Annotated in this window: 16 protein-coding genes and 1 pseudogene; 11 read left to right on the forward strand and 6 right to left on the reverse strand. The window is 58.9% G+C overall.

Going from position 1 to position 15,221, the window contains the following annotated elements:
* The first annotated feature begins 44 nt into the window (after positions 1-44).
* Positions 45-1,655 carry a pilus assembly protein TadG-related protein gene (locus tag PGB28_RS04095; protein WP_271420218.1) on the forward strand — a complete coding sequence of 537 codons (1,611 nt, stop codon included), beginning with the start codon at positions 45-47 and terminating at the stop codon, positions 1,653-1,655.
* Positions 1,656-1,915: 260 nt separating this feature from the next.
* Positions 1,916-2,191: pseudogene (locus PGB28_RS04100) on the forward strand (DUF1761 domain-containing protein); the annotation flags it as partial.
* 243 nt (positions 2,192-2,434) lie between these two features.
* Here the strand turns inward: PGB28_RS04100 and PGB28_RS04105 are convergent.
* Positions 2,435-2,776 (reverse strand): DUF2853 family protein, encoded by a 342-nt coding sequence (locus PGB28_RS04105; RefSeq protein ID WP_271420219.1) that lies wholly within the window; start codon positions 2,774-2,776, stop codon positions 2,435-2,437.
* 208 nt (positions 2,777-2,984) lie between these two features.
* Here PGB28_RS04105 and PGB28_RS04110 point away from each other — a divergent pair, with 208 nt between their 5' ends.
* The 3 genes from PGB28_RS04110 to PGB28_RS04120 all read left to right on the forward strand — a co-directional run bounded on the left by PGB28_RS04110 (position 2,985) and on the right by PGB28_RS04120 (position 4,834).
* Complete coding sequence (locus PGB28_RS04110) at positions 2,985-3,848, forward strand: phytanoyl-CoA dioxygenase family protein (RefSeq protein ID WP_271420220.1); 864 nt, start codon at positions 2,985-2,987, stop codon at positions 3,846-3,848.
* On the forward strand, positions 3,845-4,465 hold the full coding sequence (locus PGB28_RS04115; RefSeq protein ID WP_271420221.1) for an HD domain-containing protein: 621 nt from the start codon (positions 3,845-3,847) through the stop codon (positions 4,463-4,465). Before PGB28_RS04110 ends, PGB28_RS04115 begins: the two co-directional genes overlap by 4 nt.
* 90 nt (positions 4,466-4,555) lie before the next feature.
* Positions 4,556-4,834: a hypothetical protein gene (locus PGB28_RS04120; protein WP_271420222.1), complete on the forward strand. Its 279-nt coding sequence runs from the start codon at positions 4,556-4,558 to the stop codon at positions 4,832-4,834.
* 24 nt (positions 4,835-4,858) lie between these two features.
* On the opposite strand, the gene PGB28_RS04125 is transcribed toward PGB28_RS04120, so the two are convergent.
* Together PGB28_RS04125 and ahcY are read right to left on the reverse strand one after the other, a co-directional pair.
* The gene (locus tag PGB28_RS04125; RefSeq protein WP_271420223.1) at positions 4,859-5,512 is read right to left on the reverse strand and encodes a L,D-transpeptidase; all 654 of its coding nucleotides are present in this window, start codon (positions 5,510-5,512) and stop codon (positions 4,859-4,861) included.
* A gap of 191 nt (positions 5,513-5,703) precedes the next feature.
* Complete coding sequence (gene ahcY / locus PGB28_RS04130) at positions 5,704-7,092, reverse strand: adenosylhomocysteinase (RefSeq protein WP_271420224.1); 1,389 nt, start codon at positions 7,090-7,092, stop codon at positions 5,704-5,706.
* A gap of 133 nt (positions 7,093-7,225) precedes the next feature.
* On the opposite strand from ahcY, the gene PGB28_RS04135 reads away from it, so the two are divergent.
* A complete protein-coding gene (locus PGB28_RS04135; protein ID WP_271420225.1) occupies positions 7,226-8,020 on the forward strand; it encodes an FkbM family methyltransferase in 795 nt (264 codons plus the stop codon).
* 8 nt (positions 8,021-8,028) lie between these two features.
* On the opposite strand, the gene PGB28_RS04140 is transcribed toward PGB28_RS04135, so the two are convergent.
* Positions 8,029-8,340 (reverse strand): hypothetical protein, encoded by a 312-nt coding sequence (locus PGB28_RS04140; RefSeq protein WP_271420226.1) that lies wholly within the window; start codon positions 8,338-8,340, stop codon positions 8,029-8,031.
* Positions 8,341-8,529: 189 nt separating this feature from the next.
* Here PGB28_RS04140 and PGB28_RS04145 point away from each other — a divergent pair, with 189 nt between their 5' ends.
* The 3 genes from PGB28_RS04145 to PGB28_RS04155 all read left to right on the forward strand — a co-directional run bounded on the left by PGB28_RS04145 (position 8,530) and on the right by PGB28_RS04155 (position 10,777).
* The gene (locus PGB28_RS04145; RefSeq protein WP_271420227.1) at positions 8,530-9,126 is read left to right on the forward strand and encodes an HD family hydrolase; all 597 of its coding nucleotides are present in this window, start codon (positions 8,530-8,532) and stop codon (positions 9,124-9,126) included.
* A complete protein-coding gene (locus PGB28_RS04150; RefSeq protein ID WP_271420228.1) occupies positions 9,123-9,614 on the forward strand; it encodes a GNAT family N-acetyltransferase in 492 nt (163 codons plus the stop codon). The genes PGB28_RS04145 and PGB28_RS04150 overlap by 4 nt, the downstream gene beginning before the upstream one ends.
* A 284-nt stretch (positions 9,615-9,898) precedes the next feature.
* A complete protein-coding gene (locus PGB28_RS04155; protein ID WP_271420229.1) occupies positions 9,899-10,777 on the forward strand; it encodes a LysR substrate-binding domain-containing protein in 879 nt (292 codons plus the stop codon).
* On the opposite strand, the gene PGB28_RS04160 is transcribed toward PGB28_RS04155, so the two are convergent.
* Both PGB28_RS04160 and PGB28_RS04165 read right to left on the reverse strand, forming a co-directional pair.
* Positions 10,774-11,328: an ActR/PrrA/RegA family redox response regulator transcription factor gene (locus PGB28_RS04160; RefSeq protein ID WP_271420230.1), complete on the reverse strand. Its 555-nt coding sequence runs from the start codon at positions 11,326-11,328 to the stop codon at positions 10,774-10,776. The two genes, PGB28_RS04155 and PGB28_RS04160, sit on opposite strands and share 4 nt — an antisense overlap.
* A 118-nt stretch (positions 11,329-11,446) precedes the next feature.
* Positions 11,447-12,070: an SCO family protein gene (locus tag PGB28_RS04165; protein WP_271420231.1), complete on the reverse strand. Its 624-nt coding sequence runs from the start codon at positions 12,068-12,070 to the stop codon at positions 11,447-11,449.
* A 90-nt stretch (positions 12,071-12,160) separates the two neighbouring features.
* Here PGB28_RS04165 and regB point away from each other — a divergent pair, with 90 nt between their 5' ends.
* Both regB and PGB28_RS04175 read left to right on the forward strand, forming a co-directional pair.
* On the forward strand, positions 12,161-13,558 hold the full coding sequence (gene regB, locus PGB28_RS04170) for a sensor histidine kinase RegB (RefSeq protein WP_271420232.1): 1,398 nt from the start codon (positions 12,161-12,163) through the stop codon (positions 13,556-13,558).
* 102 nt (positions 13,559-13,660) lie between these two features.
* On the forward strand, positions 13,661-15,217 hold the full coding sequence (locus PGB28_RS04175; RefSeq protein ID WP_271420233.1) for a PAS-domain containing protein: 1,557 nt from the start codon (positions 13,661-13,663) through the stop codon (positions 15,215-15,217).
* Positions 15,218-15,221 lie beyond the last annotated feature (4 nt).

Consider the following 15,221-nt stretch of genomic DNA (forward strand, 5'->3'; position numbering starts at 1 on the left):
GGACTTTTGGGCGCGTCTGGCCTTAAATTTTCATGGAGTGTCCCATGGTTAATCGCTTCCTGCGTTCCCAAGAGGGCTACGTCCTCATCCTTTCGCTTCTGCTCTTGCCAGTGTTTTGCATTTTCGCGCTGCTCATTATCGACGTGACTCGTGGCAATAACGCTCATGGCGATCTGCAATCGGCGGCCGATGCCATGGCGCTGGCCGCAGCGCGCGAGCTTGACGGCGAACCGGGGGCGATTAACCGGGCGCGGGGCGCGATGGAGCAGTTGTCCAACAGTGTCAGCATGCTGGACCGGAACGCGTCCGAGGCGCAGAACAATCTGGACTATACGCCGCTGAGTTCCTCGGATTCCTTTGATGTAGCCTTTCTAGAGAGAATCCCAACGCTTGATAGCACTCCGATCAACAGCGTATTTGCCACCGAACAAACAAATGACGATTCAGATGCCGCCTATGTCTATGTGGCAGCGCAATCACAAGATCTCGAACCACTGTTCAACCGCATTCTCGGGCTGAGCAACGATGTCCCGGTCAGCGCCTGGGCTGTGGCGACCTATTCCCGCACGGCCTGTGACGTGGCGCCGGTCTATATCTGCAACCCGTTCGAACCGGAAACAACAGACGCGAGCTATACCGGAAGCACCACCGATGATTATGGTTTTGTGAGCACCTTCACGTCAGGAAATCTCCACGGGAGACTGTTTGACCTGTTTTATTCGACAACATCTTCTTCCGGCGCTGGCAACTGGGGATTCCTGCGGCTTCCAGGAAGCAGAGGTACAAGTGATGCACGTGACGCGCTCGCCGGCTATAACCCGACCTGTTATGAAGAGTATTCGGTCGATGCGGAGCCCGGCAACTTTGATACTGCGGCCGCATCTGGATGGAATGTGCGATTTGGTCAGTATTCCGGCGCTATGAACAGCAAGCCGGATGATGAGATCGAAATGCATTATTCGCCCGACATAAACGTGGCGCATAATTATGGCGATAATGATAGCATGTTGCTTCCGACACATGCGGACGGGATGGCGAATGGCCGGTACGGTGGTTCCGACCTGTGGAATCTGGATGGTGTCTGCCGTGTGACGCAGGATCCATCAGCGCCGACGACCGTGGAAGACACGGTTCTTGAGAGCGTGAGTCATGACAATGCGGATCCCATTAATTATGAAGCGGATTGCACCGCTGCGGGCGGCACATGGGAACCAGGTTATTGGGAGGTCCGGCACGGTACGCCTTGGGATCCGACAGCGCATAATTACGATGCAATCATCCAACAATATCCGGACATGATCGATTCGGAGCGAGCGACCTTCATCTCGACGACCATGCCGTCCCGATACGATATCTACCGGTATGAAAACTCGCTCGGATCCAGTTACCAGGAAACCGCGCCAGAACATTCCATCTATGCCCAATCGGACCGGCGTGAATCTTTTGTTGCGGTCGTCAACTGCAATGCATCCGACATTCAGGGGAGCGCGACAGGCTTGGACACGGTTGCAAACATGACGATTTTCGTAGCAGAGCCGTCGCCCACAACCGGGAGTACCTCATCCCTGAAATTTGAAGTGACCGACATGACCGGTTTCACCGGCAGCACGTCGCTGAACGAGAAATTCCGCGAAGAATCGGAACTGGTGCGATAAGGCACGGGTTTCAGATTGCCGCCAAGCGGTCTGGTTTTGCCCGCGGCAGGTTTATGCCCTGTTTCGGACGCGTCAACAATGCAGGGGAGCGACACAGGAGGTCGCCCGATCGCGGTGGCCTGTTGGATTGGCCAGCATCGGTATGAACACCCTCAAATCCGCCTTCCAATGTCCGAACCGCGCTTGGTGAGCGTCATCAACGACACGGAACTGAACACCTAAATTACGCCGAAACCTGTCCAGACGTTGGGGAGTAGCTCAGACCAAAGGGCGGCCAGAACCCGCTGATGTTTGCCGCCACCTTTGTCCTGCAACTGATCGTCGCTGGTATGATGCGCCACGTCTTTGCCTTGTCCGGTATCGATTCAATTGGGGCCGGGTTGATCAGCGGGCTTGGCGTAGGGCTGTTTTTCATTACGCCCTGGATTGCCATCAACAACATGTACGGCATGCGACCCGTGACACTGACCGTGATTGATGGCGGCTACGCAGTCTGCGGATGTATGTTGATGGGGGTGGTCCTGACGCTGTTCTGAACAGGCGGGCCGGAAAGAAACAGGCTCTGGCGGAACAACGCCAGAGCCCTTTTCACCCCACGTGCTCCCACTACAGACACGTGACCGATTGGCCCTGGCCGTCCTGGCCAGATGCAACAACCCTAACCCAATGACCCGCGAAATCCCAAACGGAAAGCCCCGGGCTTTTGGTTCAAATTCTAGCTGTCAAAACAAAAGGCGCCCCCAGGGGGACGCCTCTGAGCCAAGTGGCAGAATCGCCATTCAGCTGTAGACGGATTCTTTGCCGAAATGCTTCACCAGCATGTAGTAGACCACGGCGCGGTATTTATTGCGCTCCGAGCGGCCATAGGTTTCGATGACCGAATTGATCGCTTCCATGAGCTGCGGACCATCCGCAAGACCAAGCTTCTTGATCAGGAAGTTGTTCTTGACGGTCTCAAGCTCACTCTCCTGTGTCGCGGCCACGGTGGATGCATCGGCGTTATAGATCGCCGGACCACAGCCGATAGTCACTTTGGTCAAAAGGTCCATGTCCGGCGTCATGCCGCATTTGTTTTTCAGATCATCCGCGTATTGCGCAATCAAATCGTCACGTTTTCCCATTCTTGTCTCCCCTGAAAGTTGCCTACCCACGCCGGGCCTGTCTGTTTCGCGTGATAACCTTACTGTCAAAACGCATGCACACAATGGTAATCATTGGCCAGTTTTCCCCCATCCGGCCTGTTTACGACGCGTAAAGCGGCGATTTTTGGCCAGAAGCCATGCCAAGGCAGGTCGCAAAGTGACCGAAAGGCTGCAAAACGGGGTGCCCATGCTGACTCAGAGCCAAATCGCCACCTACCACGATGCAGGGGTCCTGCATCCAGTACCCGTGTTCGCCGAACAAGAGGCCCGTGAACTACGGGATGAGGTGGAGCAACTTGAACGCCAGCACGCGTCCGGTGCGGGTCAACGCCCGCTGTCGCAGTATTTCCGCGTGAACGGACAAATCGTACTGCCACTGTTGTCCCGGGTTGCGCGAACGCCTGCCATTCTGGATGCGGTCGAGGCGCTTTTGGGTCCGGACCTGCTTGTCTGGTCGGTAGAGTTGTTCATCAAGGAACCGGGCACCGATAGTCTGGTGAGTTGGCATCAGGACATCACCTATTGGGGCATGGGCGAAACCGATGACGAGGTGACGGCCTGGATCGCTTTGTCCGATGTCAGCGTCGAGGCCGGTTGCATGCGCTTCATCCCCGGCTCTCACCGAAATCCGATCGTAGCGCATGAGGACACGCATGACTCTGACAATCTTTTGTCGCGCGGCCAGCAGATTGCAGGGATTGACGAAACCAAGGCCCAATTTGGCCCGCTCAAGCCGGGAGAAATGTCCCTGCATCATGGGCGCTGCTTCCATGCGTCCGGTCCCAACCGCTCTGGCGACCGGCGCATCGGAATGGCCATTCGCTACGTGACGCCAGATGTGCGCCAGTCCGATCTTGGGCGTGACTACGCGATGCTTGTCCGCGGGCGGGATGCGCGGCAAGGTTGGATAAATATCGCCGCACCGACAACGTTGTTCGAACCGGGTGCGCTGCGCTTGTATGAAGAGGTGCTGGCGCATCAAAGTGCGACCCTGGCCGCAGGCGCAGATCAGGATGTGGCACTGTACGATCACCAAGGAGCCAAAGGATGAGCGCACCAAAAACCGTCAGTTTCACCGCGATGAAGGATGGCACACGCGAAGATTATGAAATGCTGGCCGAGCTGGAGAAGCCGTTCCATGCCATGACGGCGGATCGGGTGCTGGACGAATTGCGCCGCGCCGGGGAACAGACGCTTGAGGGCTACCCGATTACCCGGCTTCAGCACGGGCTGCAATCGGGCACCCGCGCGTTGCGGGATGGTGCCGATCTTGACTGGGTTGTCGGGGCGCTGCTGCACGATATCGGAGATGGATTGGCCCCGCAGAACCACGACCGCATGTCGGCCGAGGTCATACGCCCTTTCGTGCGCTGGGACGTATCCTGGGTGGTTGAGCATCACGGGATTTTCCAGATGCTCTATTACGGACATCACTACGGCTGGGACCGCAATGCCCGCGACCAGTTCAAGGATCACCCCTGTTACGACAGCTGCGCCGAGTTTTGCGAACGCTGGGACCAATCCAGCTTCGACCCCGATTACGACATGCTTCCTCTGGAGCATTTCGAGCCAATGGTGCGCGAGGTGTTTGGCCGCAAGGCCTATGATCCGGTTGTGATCCGCGAAGGTCACGTGTCCCCATTGACCTCGGGCGTGGCCAACGCGTGACGCCGCAGAGGTCATTGCAGCGTCGCTCTTGCGGTTGGTGAGCGGGAATGCAACTGTCCGCCGGAACGTGACAGCCCGGAGTTGGTAGATATGAAAAGATCGTTGCTGGTGGCCCTGGGCCCGGTCAGCCTTGTGGCGCTGGCCGCTTGTGAGCCGGTTGCAGGTACGGACGGAGCGCAAGCGGGATATGCCGTGACGGTTCCCGAGGATGTCGCCGCGATTGCCGCTCCGTATCAGGACCTGAGCAGCGCGCGCATCCTGCCCGGGGATGGATGTTACTGGTACAGCCACAAGGGGCCGGTCGAAACGACGCTCCTGCCCCTGCGGACCAAATCCGGCAACCCGATCTGCACGCGCCCGCAAAGCTGATACGGGCGCGCAGAACCATTTGTCTCAGGATGTGAGCGGCTGTCCCTGCGTGGGGTAAAGATACGCGGTCACGCCGGTATCCACATTGTCATACAGCGTGTTGATATGCGGCATGACCATGCGCACACAGCCCGAGCTTGCGCGCGTGCCGATGGAGCGCGGCGCAGGCGTGCCGTGGATGCGCAGATATGTATCGCGGTTGCCCACATAGAGGTACAGCGCGCGCGACCCCAGCGCATTGCCCGGACCCGGAGGCTGACCCTCGGCCCAGCGTTCGTATTTGTGCGGCTCACGCTTGATCATCGCGGCGGTGGGTTGCCAGCGCGGCCATTTCGTCTTGCGCCGGATGGTGTAGACGCCGGGTTCATAAAGCCCGTCACGCCCGATCGCCACGCCATAGCGCATCGCGGTGCCGCCCTCTTCGATATGGTAGAGGTAACGCGCCACCGCATCGACATGGATATCGCCCGGTTTCAGCCCTTCATTCGCCTTTACCCGACGCGGCAGAAGCCGCTTGTGCAGCCCCCACGGGTTCGAGGTCTCAAGGTCAAAGCCCTCTGGCGTGACCTGTGCGTCCCAGGCATCCCATTTGCTGGAATTGGCAAAAGCGGGCGTGGCAATCGCGGGCGCGCAAAGCGCAGCCATCGAAGAAGCGATCATGTGGCGGCGTGTCAGCATCGGTAACCTTTCGGACGAATGAAGCGAGCAGAACTGCGGCTATAGATACGCAAGGGAATCGCGCCCCGTAAAGCATTGACGGACCAACAAAGTCGCGAGGTGCCAAACTGTTGCATCGCGGGTGCGGTTTTGCAGGCATGAAAAAACCGCCGACCCGTGAGCCAGCGGTTTCATCCATTGCTGCATCACGCTTAGTAGCGGTAATGCTCGGGCTTGTAGGGCCCTTCGGGTTTCACGCCGATATAATCCGCCTGTTCCTGCGCCAGCGGGGTCAGTTTTACGCCGATGCGGTCCAGATGCAGGCGCGCGACCTTTTCATCCAGATGTTTGGGCAGAATGTAGACCTCGTTGTTGTAGCTTTCGCCATTGTTCCACAGCTCCATCTGCGCCAGCACCTGGTTGGTGAAGGAGGCAGACATCACGAATGACGGGTGGCCGGTGGCGTTGCCAAGGTTGAGCAAGCGGCCTTCGGACAGAAGGATCAGTCGATTGCCATTGGGCATCTCGATCATGTCCACCTGTTCCTTGATATTGGTCCATTTGTGGTTCTTCAGGTTGGCGACCTGAATTTCATTGTCGAAATGGCCGATATTGCCGACGATGGCCATGTCCTTCATCTCGCGCATATGCTCGATCCGGATCACGTCCTTGTTGCCGGTGGTGGTGATGAAGATATCGGCCGTGGACACGACATCCTCCAAAAGCACCACTTCAAACCCGTCCATCGCCGCCTGAAGCGCGCAGATCGGGTCGACTTCGGTCACTTTCACGCGGGCGCCTGCGCCGCGCAAGCTAGCGGCCGAGCCTTTGCCCACATCGCCGTACCCCAGAACGACGGCGACCTTGCCCGCCATCATCGTATCGGTGGCGCGGCGGATCCCGTCAACGAGCGATTCCTTGCAGCCGTATTTGTTGTCGAATTTCGACTTGGTCACGCTGTCGTTCACGTTGATCGCCGGGAAGGGCAGTTGGCCTTCCTTTACCAGTTGATAGAGGCGGTTCACACCGGTGGTGGTTTCTTCGCTGACGCCCTTGATCTGGTCGCGGGTCTTGGTGAACCAGCCGGGGCTTGCGGCCATGCGCTTGGCGATCTGCTTCTTGATCACCTCTTCCTCTTCCGAGGACGGCACGGGGATGATGTCTTCGCCCGCTTCGGCACGCGCGCCCAAGAGCACGTAAAGCGTGGCGTCGCCACCATCGTCGAGGATCATGTTGGGGCCATCTTCGAACAGGAAGCTCTTGTCCAGATAATCCCAATGCTCTTCAAGGCTCTGACCCTTGATTGCAAAGACCGGGATACCCGCCTTGGCAATGGCCGCCGCCGCGTGATCCTGTGTCGAGAAGATGTTGCAGGACGCCCAGCGCACATCCGCGCCCAGCGCGACCAGCGTTTCGATCAGAACGGCGGTCTGGATCGTCATGTGCAGCGAGCCGACGATGCGCGCGCCCTTGAGCGGTTGTTCCGCGCCATATTCTTCGCGCAGAGCCATCAGCCCCGGCATCTCGGTTTCGGCGATATCAAGCTCTTTGCGGCCGAAATCGGCCAGAGAGATGTCTTTGACAATATAATCTTCGGTCATCGCTAACTCCTCGGGTTCGCGGCTGCGCTAACAGCTTGGCGCGGGCAAATCAATATTACGCTGGCCATCACGGCAAATAGCCCTTTTTTCGTCACATTCGACAGGCAAACAAAACAAAAAAAGAGGTATGAGCATGCTTCACGATTCATCACTTGGCCAACGCAACCGTTTCTATACTGCTGACACCGCCACCGGCGATCCGGCCTTTGGCTATGCGTTGTGCGAAAATCAATACGGGCGCTACTGTGTCCCCGACAGCTACGCGCATCGCGAGGTGCCACAGATCCTTGCCCGCGGCGAGGTTTATGAACCCGAAACGCTGCAACGCCTGCGCAGCATTTATAGCGGCGGTGATATCGTCAGCGGCGGGGCCTTTGTTGGAGATTTCTTTCCGGCTCTGGCGGGTGTGCTTGAGCCGGGGAACAAGCTGTTCTCGTTCGAGCCGCACCCCACCACCTTTGCCGCCGCGCTGCACACCGTTCAGGTGAACCAGTTGCACAATGTGGAAATCGCCCCGGTCGCTGTCGGCGAAAGACCCGACACCCTGCCGCTTCAAATCGCGCGCCCCAATGGCAAATCACTGGCCGCCGCCGCGCGGATCGTCGAAGACGACGATATCGACGGCAAGGATTACATCATCCCGGTGCCGATCACCCGGCTTGATGATCTCATTCCTCAGGATCGGCCGGTGTCGATCCTGCATCTGGATATCGAAGGACATGAAGAACCGGCGCTGCGTGGCGCGCAGGCCCTGTTGCAGCGCTGCACACCGATCGTTGTTCTTGAAACCTCGCGTAAACGGCGGCTGGCAATTGTGGACAAATATTTGTCCGTCCTGCGCGAGCTTGTCCCAGAGGCGCAATACGGGCTGCACCACATTGTCGAGGATGACGGCAATGCGTTCTTCCATCCCCATCAGGTCGCGTAAATCGGCAATTAGCCTGTCACGCCCGGCGGCGGCGGGGGCTGGACGGAGTTCCAGTTCTGACCGGTGGCCAGCACACAGCTCACGCCGTCCGGACGGGTCAGAAAGATCGTGAAACTGCCGGTATCTGGCGAGCTCCAGACCTCGATCAGGCGTTTCTCTGTTTGCAGACCGCCGCCTGTTAATGTCTCGTTGTATTTTGAATCCAGCGTTTTGGTGAGCACGTCGCGCGGCATGCAGCGCAACGCTTGCTGCGCTGTGGTAGGTGGGGCCAGCGCGGCCGCGCCAAAGATCAGAGCGGTGGAAATGAGACGTTTGAACATGGGGATCCTCCTTCTTTTTCAGAGGCCTCGCCATGGAACCGGCAAAGGCCCGGGCTATATGGATAAAATGGGGATTTCCGTCCCGCCGCGCCATGAACAACTAAGCACGCCAACGTGCGCGACTGTGTGATTTCGGTTTGCACGACTACTGGCCGCGGGCTATTGGCAGACTCCGAACGGAGGAATGACATGCCCCCAAAACCGCCCCGCGCATGGCAACGGATGCTGTCTGGTCGCAGGCTCGACCTGCTGGACCCGACGCCCGTGGATATCGAGATCGAGGATATCGCCCACGGGTTGGCCTTTGTCGCACGCTGGAACGGACAGACCGAAGGCGACTGGCCCTATTCCGTGGCGGAACATTCGCTGCTGGTCGAGGCACTTTTCACCCGCATGAACCCCAAGGCACCAGTGCGCTGGCAATTGGCGGCTCTTTTGCATGATGCGCCGGAATACGTGATCGGCGACATGATTTCGCCGGTGAAGGCGGCGGTTGGACCGGGCTATGGCGCGCTGGATGACCGGCTGACGGCGGCGATTCACATCCGCTTTGGTCTGCCTGCGGTGCTGCCCGCCACCGTTAAGAAACAGATCAAGCGTGCCGACCGGGTCAGTGCCTGGATGGAAGCCGTGCAGATCGCCGGATTCAGTCAGAAAGAGGCCGATGGTTTCTTTGGCCGGCCCGATGCGACGCTCATTGAGGGGCTGGACATTTCGCTACGCCCGCCGCGGGTGGTGCGCGATGATTTTACCGCGCGCCACGCTGACCTATTGGCCGCGCTATGAGCCGGGTGCATGTGGAACGCGTCTGTTCGGCCGATGCACGCGAGATGGCCGATCTTTTGAACGAGATCATCGAAATCGGCGGCACGACCGTCTTTCTCGATCCGCTGGGCCCCGATGACATTCGCGGCTGGATGGACAGCGCCGGGCCGCGCGGTCTGGGCGTGGCGGCGCGCGACGAGGATGGCGAAATGCTAGGGTTTCAATGGATCGACCCGCATCCAAACCTTGGGCCAGAGGTGGCACAGATCGCCAGTTTCGTGAAACCGGGCAATACCCGGCTGGGCATTGGCAGCGCATTGTTTGACGCCACGCGACAGGCCACAAGGGTGCTGGGCTATGAATGGATCGACGCCACGATCCGCGCCGACAATGAAAATGGTCTGGCCTATTACCAGAGCCGCGGGTTCGAGACCTACAAGACCGACCCGGACGCACGGCTGTCAGATGGGCGCAAAGTGGGCAAAATCTCCAAGCGTTACGATCTCTGAGCCGCGGCAGAGCGCGCCATTGGACGGATTGAGAACCGGCTGGAAAAGACGCTGGTGATGCGCGCCCATATGGTCAGACGTTCTTTGTCAGTGGGCGGAGCAACAGGTTTCGCGCCGGGCAAAAGCCGTCCTGCGGCATCAAATCGTGAAACAGCACGTAGCAGGTTTGTGTCTGATGGGATCATGGCGCTTTCCTTTCACGGCAGCAGTTTCAATGGATTTATGCGTGAAATCGTGGAAAACTCAGAGTCAGGAATACTGATAGCCTGAAAGCTGATCTAACAATGAATGCGATTGACTGGACCAAGCTGCCATCGCTCACCGCATTGCGGGCGTTCGATGCCACGGCGCGCACGCGCAGTTTCAGCGCCGCCGCGCGCAGCCTGAATGTGACCCATGCGGCCGTGGCCCAGCAGGTCAGCGCGCTTGAGGTCCATATGGGTGTGACGCTAGTGGACCGTTCTCCGCGTGGTGTGGCGCTGACCCCGGCGGGACAAGTCCTTTCCGATCATCTGCAACAGGGCTTTGCGGCGATTGCCGATGGGGTCGGGCGGGTGCTGGAACAGGACCGGGCGCGACCGGTCCGCGTGACCACCACCAGCTATTTCGCCGAAGCCGTGATATTCCCGGACATCGCGGATTTCTGGCGCGACAATCCGGATATCGAACTGTCCTTCACGCCTTCTGACACAACCATTGATCTTGTAGCTGAGGGCTATGACCTTGCCGTGCGGGCCGGGTACGGCAACTGGCCCGATCTGAGCGTCACGCATCTTCTCGACAGCCCGACATTGGCCTGCACCGCCCCGTCACTGGTGGATGATCCCGCAACGAACTGGGACAGGGTGCCCTGGCTTTTGCCCGCTGACAGCTTTTGGGAACGTGACGCGCTACAGGTTTCGGGAATTGATCCCGACAGCCTTACCATCACGGATCTGGGCAACCCGTCTCTTGAGATCCGCGCCGCAGAGGAAGGCGTGGGGCTTGTGCTTGAATCCCGGATCGACCTGAAGCGGCAGCTGGACCGGGGCACGCTGAAACCCGCGCCGATCCCGATCCGGCATGTGTCATCCTATTTCCTGGTAACACCGCCAAGGGAACCGCGCCCGGCGGTGCGCCAGTTCATGAATTGGCTGATCCGTACCTGCGGAGACACGCGTTAGCGCGGGCTGCGCTTGGCCAGGATGCGTTGCAATGTACGCCGATGCATGTTCAAGCGCCGCGCAGTTTCCGAGACGTTGCGATCACACAGCTCATAAACCCGCTGGATATGTTCCCAACGGACACGGTCCGCGCTCATCGGGTTCTCCGGCGGCGGTGGCAGATCATCCCCGGCGGCCAGCAGCGCGTTGGTGACATCCGTGGCGTCGGCCGGTTTCGAAAGGTAGTCAGTGGCACCGATCTTGACCGCCGCAACGGCAGTGGCAATCGCGCCATACCCCGTCAGGACAACGACACGGCTGTCCGGACGCTTTTCACGCAACACCTCGACCACGTCCAGCCCGTTACCGTCCTCCAGTCTAAGGTCAACGACTGCATAGGCCGGCGGGCGTGCGGTTGCGATGGCCTTTCCGGCAGCAACCGAACCGGCGGTCTCCACTTCGAAGCCGCGTTTCTCCATGGCCTTGGCCAGGCGGCGCAGAAACGGCTCATCGTCATCCACCAGTAGCAGTGACTTGTCTTCGCCGATATCTTGCAAATTGGTGTCGGCCACGCGGCAATCCTCCCTGAACTCCAAGGGGATTATCTCTGCGTGAATTCCGGGTGTCAAACCGAACTATGGTTGCATGGGCAACAATGTTGCGTTGAGCCGCGCTTTCTACAGAAGAAACTTAGCTCGCGGCATCGATGAAACACTGCGTGGTGTCCGCCATTGCCTCGGATGACACATCACGGCGGAAATATTCGACGAACCCGTGATCCGGCAAAACCAGATAGGAAAAGGTCGAGTGATCCACGAGGTAATACTCGTCCTCAGCGTCCTGCTTCTTGTAGTAGGTGCGATAGGCCTGGCTTGCCGCCTTGACCTGTTCGGGCGACCCGGTCAGCCCGATCATCCGTTCATGTAGGTTATAGGCGAAGTCCCCGACGACCTCGGGTGTATCGCGCTCCGGATCAATGGAAATGAAGACCGGCGTCACGATATCGCCGCGCTGTTCCAGGATATCCACCGCCTCGGCGTTGCGCGCGGTATCGAGCGGGCAGACATCCGGGCAGAACGTATATCCGAAATAGAGAATCGACGGACCGGTGATCACGTCGGTATCCGTCACGGTTTCACCCTTTGCATTGACCAGCTCAAAAGGACCACCAATTGCATTGGTACCCCCGGCAACCTGCCCGGTCCGGCATTGGGCGAAGGGATCCGCGCCAGGATCAGGTTGCGACGCGTACCAAAGCCCGCCTACAAGGGCGACAACGGCTGCCGATGCGAATAATGCGGCGGTTCGGACCATGAGGGGCTCCTGACTGGATGATTGTGTTGAATGAATGCTCAGGGACACGTAACAATCCCACCGTCCGGATCAAGTGACGAAAGCGCGCAGATGACAGACCCGACACCGGCCTTCCTGACTGAGCATCGCCGTGGAAACTGGGTGCGCCTGCGCACGTTGATCATGTTGCGCTGGATTGCCATCGTGGGTCAGCTCGTGGCACTGATCGTGGCGCAGCGTATGTACAACCTCACCCTGGAAATTGGCCTGTGCTATCTGGCGATTGGCATTTCCGTGGTCGGCAACCTGATCGCGATTGCCGTTTTCCCGGAAAACAAACGGTTGAGCGAATCCGAGAACATCATGATGGTGTTGTTCGATCTGCTGCAGCTTAGCTTCCTGCTCTATCTGACCGGCGGGCTGCATAACCCCTTTTCGCTTCTGATCCTGGGACCGGTTCTGATTTCCGCAGCAGTGCTGACCACGGGACCCACGATCTTTATCGGGATCATCGCGATCCTGCTGGTTTCGCTTCTGGCGGTATATCACCTGCCGCTTCGGACCGAATACGGGTTCATCCTGCGCATTCCCAATATTTTCATCTTTGGCAAATGGCTCGCGCTGGTGATCGCCATCGTGTTTCTGTCCGCCTATTCGAGACGTGTCACGAACGAGATGCACACCATGTCGGACGCGGTCGCCGCAACGCAGATGGCGCTCGCGCGTGAACAGAAGCTTACCGATCTGACCGGTGTTGTCGCCGCTGCTGCGCATGAGTTGGGAACACCGCTTGCGACCATCAAGCTGACTAGTTCGGAGCTTGCGGAAGAGTTGATCGACCAGCCCGAACTTTATGAAGACGCACAATTGATCCGTGATCAGGCAGACCGCTGTCGCGATATCCTTCGGTCAATGGGACGGGCGGGCAAGGCCGACATGCAAGTCCGCACCACACCTTTGAGTGAACTGATCCGCGAAGCCGCCGAACCGCATGAAAACCGCGGCAAGGACATACATTTTGACTATACCCCGGGGCCGGGCGGTGACTACGGCGTCCCGACAATCCAGCGGCAGCCCGAAATCATCCACGGCTTGCGCAACCTGATTCAGAACGCTGTGGATTTTGCGCGGGCCAATGTCTGGATCGAAGCGATGTGGACAGACGACCTTATCTCTATCCGGATCGTCGATGACGGGTCGGGGTATCCGCCCCAGTTGATTGGCCGTATCGGCGACCCGTTTGTCCGCAAAAGGCGCAGCGAGCGAGATCTCAAGAAACGCCCCGGATACGAGGGAATGGGATTGGGACTGTTCATCGCCAAGACTTTGCTGGAACGCTCTGGTGCAGAGCTGAGCTTTGCTAATGGGTCCGACCCTTATCAGCCACGTGAGATGCAGCATGAGAAATGCGGGGCTGTGGTCGAAGTTGTCTGGCCGCTGAGCAAGGTCGCGTCCCGGACCGGGCGCGACTCCGTCCCGCTTGGTGACAACCAACCAATTGAAATCTGACAGTTCCCCGAACCGTAAGCTGCGAGAAAAGCACGCTATTTCGGTCGCGATTAAGCCTTTGTTAACCATTGCAGCACAGATTGCATGCGATTGGAGGCTCCGATGTTTGATTTCGTGACCGGCCCCGAAGCCGCTGTCCTGATCGTTGCGACATTGCTCGGGTGCTTGTTCACCGTTTCCATCGTAGGTTGGGGCAAGCTGCATCACCAGCCCTCTGCCGCGACGCAGAGCCCGTCTGACGCCTCGGTCTCTTGCCTGATCGCCAATGATGAGGTGCTGGACATGTCTCCGGCGGCGGAACTTTTGATAGGAGACACAGCGCGCGCAGATGAAAGCGGCTGGGAAACGATCCGCCGAACGCTTGGCCCGCGTTTCGGTACGTTGCCGGACATGCCCGAAGATCTGTTTTCCGGCGACACCGGCCCCGCGGTTGCAATACCCGCACGCAGGACAAATGACAGTGGCCAGCTTTTGTTCAGACGGGCCGGGCCCAATATCCGCATGTCCCTGCTCGACAAGCTGCCGACGGAGCTGGAACAGCAGGTCATGTCCGAAACCCGGCAGGAACTGGGCATTCTGCGCAACGCGATTGACCGCGCGCCCTATCCCGTTTGGATCGTCTCGGCCGACAACGAAGTGACATGGTCGAACCGCGCGTATCGGTCTCTTGTGAGCCGGCTGGTAAACAACAGGCAGGCTCCGGCGACGGCACCGCTCTTTGTCGTAGACCAATCAGCCGATGATCAGGCCCCTGTCCGCGTACCCCTGCAAACCGGCGACGGATCGCAAAGGCTTTGGTACGAGGTGATTTCCCGTCCCTACCGCGACGGAATGGTGAGTTTTGCCAGCAATATCGACGCCGTGGTCAATGCTGAAATCGCCCAACGTAATTTCGTACAGACCCTGACCAAAACCTTCGCCCAATTGTCCATTGGTCTGGCAATTTTCGACCGCAAACAGCAATTGGCCCTGTTCAATCCTGCGCTTATTGACCTGACGGTCCTGCCCGCCGATTTCCTGTCCTCGCGCCCGGACCTTCTGACCTTTTTCGATCATTTGCGCGATGCCCGGATCATGCCGGAGCCCAAGAATTACACCTCTTGGCGGGACAAGATGACCGAACTTGTCGAAGCGGCACGGGACGGGCGCTACAGCGAGACCTGGAACCTGCCCTCCGGTCTGACCTATCGGGTGCATGGAAAACCGCACCCCGATGGTGCCGTCGCGTTTCTTTTCGAAGATATCAGCGCGGAAATATCGCTCACCCGGCGGTTCCGTGCCGATCTCGAGCTTTGCCACGCTATTCTTGATCGCCAGAAACAGGCTGTCGCCGTGTTCTCTCAATCCGGGGTGCTGACCTTTTCCAACGCCACTTTTCGCGACCTTTGGGACTGGGACCCTGACGGCCACCTGAGCGAAACCAGCCTTGAAGACAGCCGTGCCATCTGGGAGGATCGCTGCAGCCAGCCGCCCGGCTTGCAGCGCCTGCGAGACTTTGTTCACGGCACGTCTGACCACGGTGCATGGAGCGAAAAGCTTCAGCACAACAAACTCGGGCCGATGACATTGCGGGCCGAGCGCCTGCCAGGCGGCGCCAGCATGCTGACCTTTGACATGGCGCAGCAGGCAGAGCTTGCATCGCCGCCGCCCGGCGCGTGAATTC

It is taken from the genome of Primorskyibacter aestuariivivens (genome assembly GCF_028023675.1).
In the GTDB taxonomy this organism is placed as follows: domain Bacteria; phylum Pseudomonadota; class Alphaproteobacteria; order Rhodobacterales; family Rhodobacteraceae; genus Marinovum; species Marinovum aestuariivivens.

Excerpts from the sequence above, each read along its gene's own strand:
- PGB28_RS04105 (WP_271420219.1), bottom strand. The coding sequence starts at position 2,776 with ATGGGAAAACGTGACGATTTGATTGCGCAATACGCGGATGATCTGAAA.
- ahcY (WP_271420224.1), bottom strand. The coding sequence starts at position 7,092 with ATGACCGAAGATTATATTGTCAAAGACATCTCTCTGGCCGATTTCGGC.
- PGB28_RS04140 (WP_271420226.1), bottom strand. The coding sequence starts at position 8,340 with ATGTTCAAACGTCTCATTTCCACCGCTCTGATCTTTGGCGCGGCCGCG.
- PGB28_RS04175 (WP_271420233.1), top strand. The coding sequence starts at position 13,661 with ATGTTTGATTTCGTGACCGGCCCCGAAGCCGCTGTCCTGATCGTTGCG.
- PGB28_RS04120 (WP_271420222.1), top strand. The coding sequence starts at position 4,556 with ATGAAAAGATCGTTGCTGGTGGCCCTGGGCCCGGTCAGCCTTGTGGCG.
- PGB28_RS04165 (WP_271420231.1), bottom strand. The coding sequence starts at position 12,070 with ATGGTCCGAACCGCCGCATTATTCGCATCGGCAGCCGTTGTCGCCCTT.
- regB (WP_271420232.1), top strand. The coding sequence starts at position 12,161 with ATGACAGACCCGACACCGGCCTTCCTGACTGAGCATCGCCGTGGAAAC.
- PGB28_RS04155 (WP_271420229.1), top strand. The coding sequence starts at position 9,899 with ATGAATGCGATTGACTGGACCAAGCTGCCATCGCTCACCGCATTGCGG.
- PGB28_RS04095 (WP_271420218.1), top strand. The coding sequence starts at position 45 with ATGGTTAATCGCTTCCTGCGTTCCCAAGAGGGCTACGTCCTCATCCTT.
- PGB28_RS04115 (WP_271420221.1), top strand. The coding sequence starts at position 3,845 with ATGAGCGCACCAAAAACCGTCAGTTTCACCGCGATGAAGGATGGCACA.
- PGB28_RS04125 (WP_271420223.1), bottom strand. The coding sequence starts at position 5,512 with ATGCTGACACGCCGCCACATGATCGCTTCTTCGATGGCTGCGCTTTGC.
- PGB28_RS04110 (WP_271420220.1), top strand. The coding sequence starts at position 2,985 with ATGCTGACTCAGAGCCAAATCGCCACCTACCACGATGCAGGGGTCCTG.
- PGB28_RS04145 (WP_271420227.1), top strand. The coding sequence starts at position 8,530 with ATGCCCCCAAAACCGCCCCGCGCATGGCAACGGATGCTGTCTGGTCGC.
- PGB28_RS04135 (WP_271420225.1), top strand. The coding sequence starts at position 7,226 with ATGCTTCACGATTCATCACTTGGCCAACGCAACCGTTTCTATACTGCT.
- PGB28_RS04150 (WP_271420228.1), top strand. The coding sequence starts at position 9,123 with ATGAGCCGGGTGCATGTGGAACGCGTCTGTTCGGCCGATGCACGCGAG.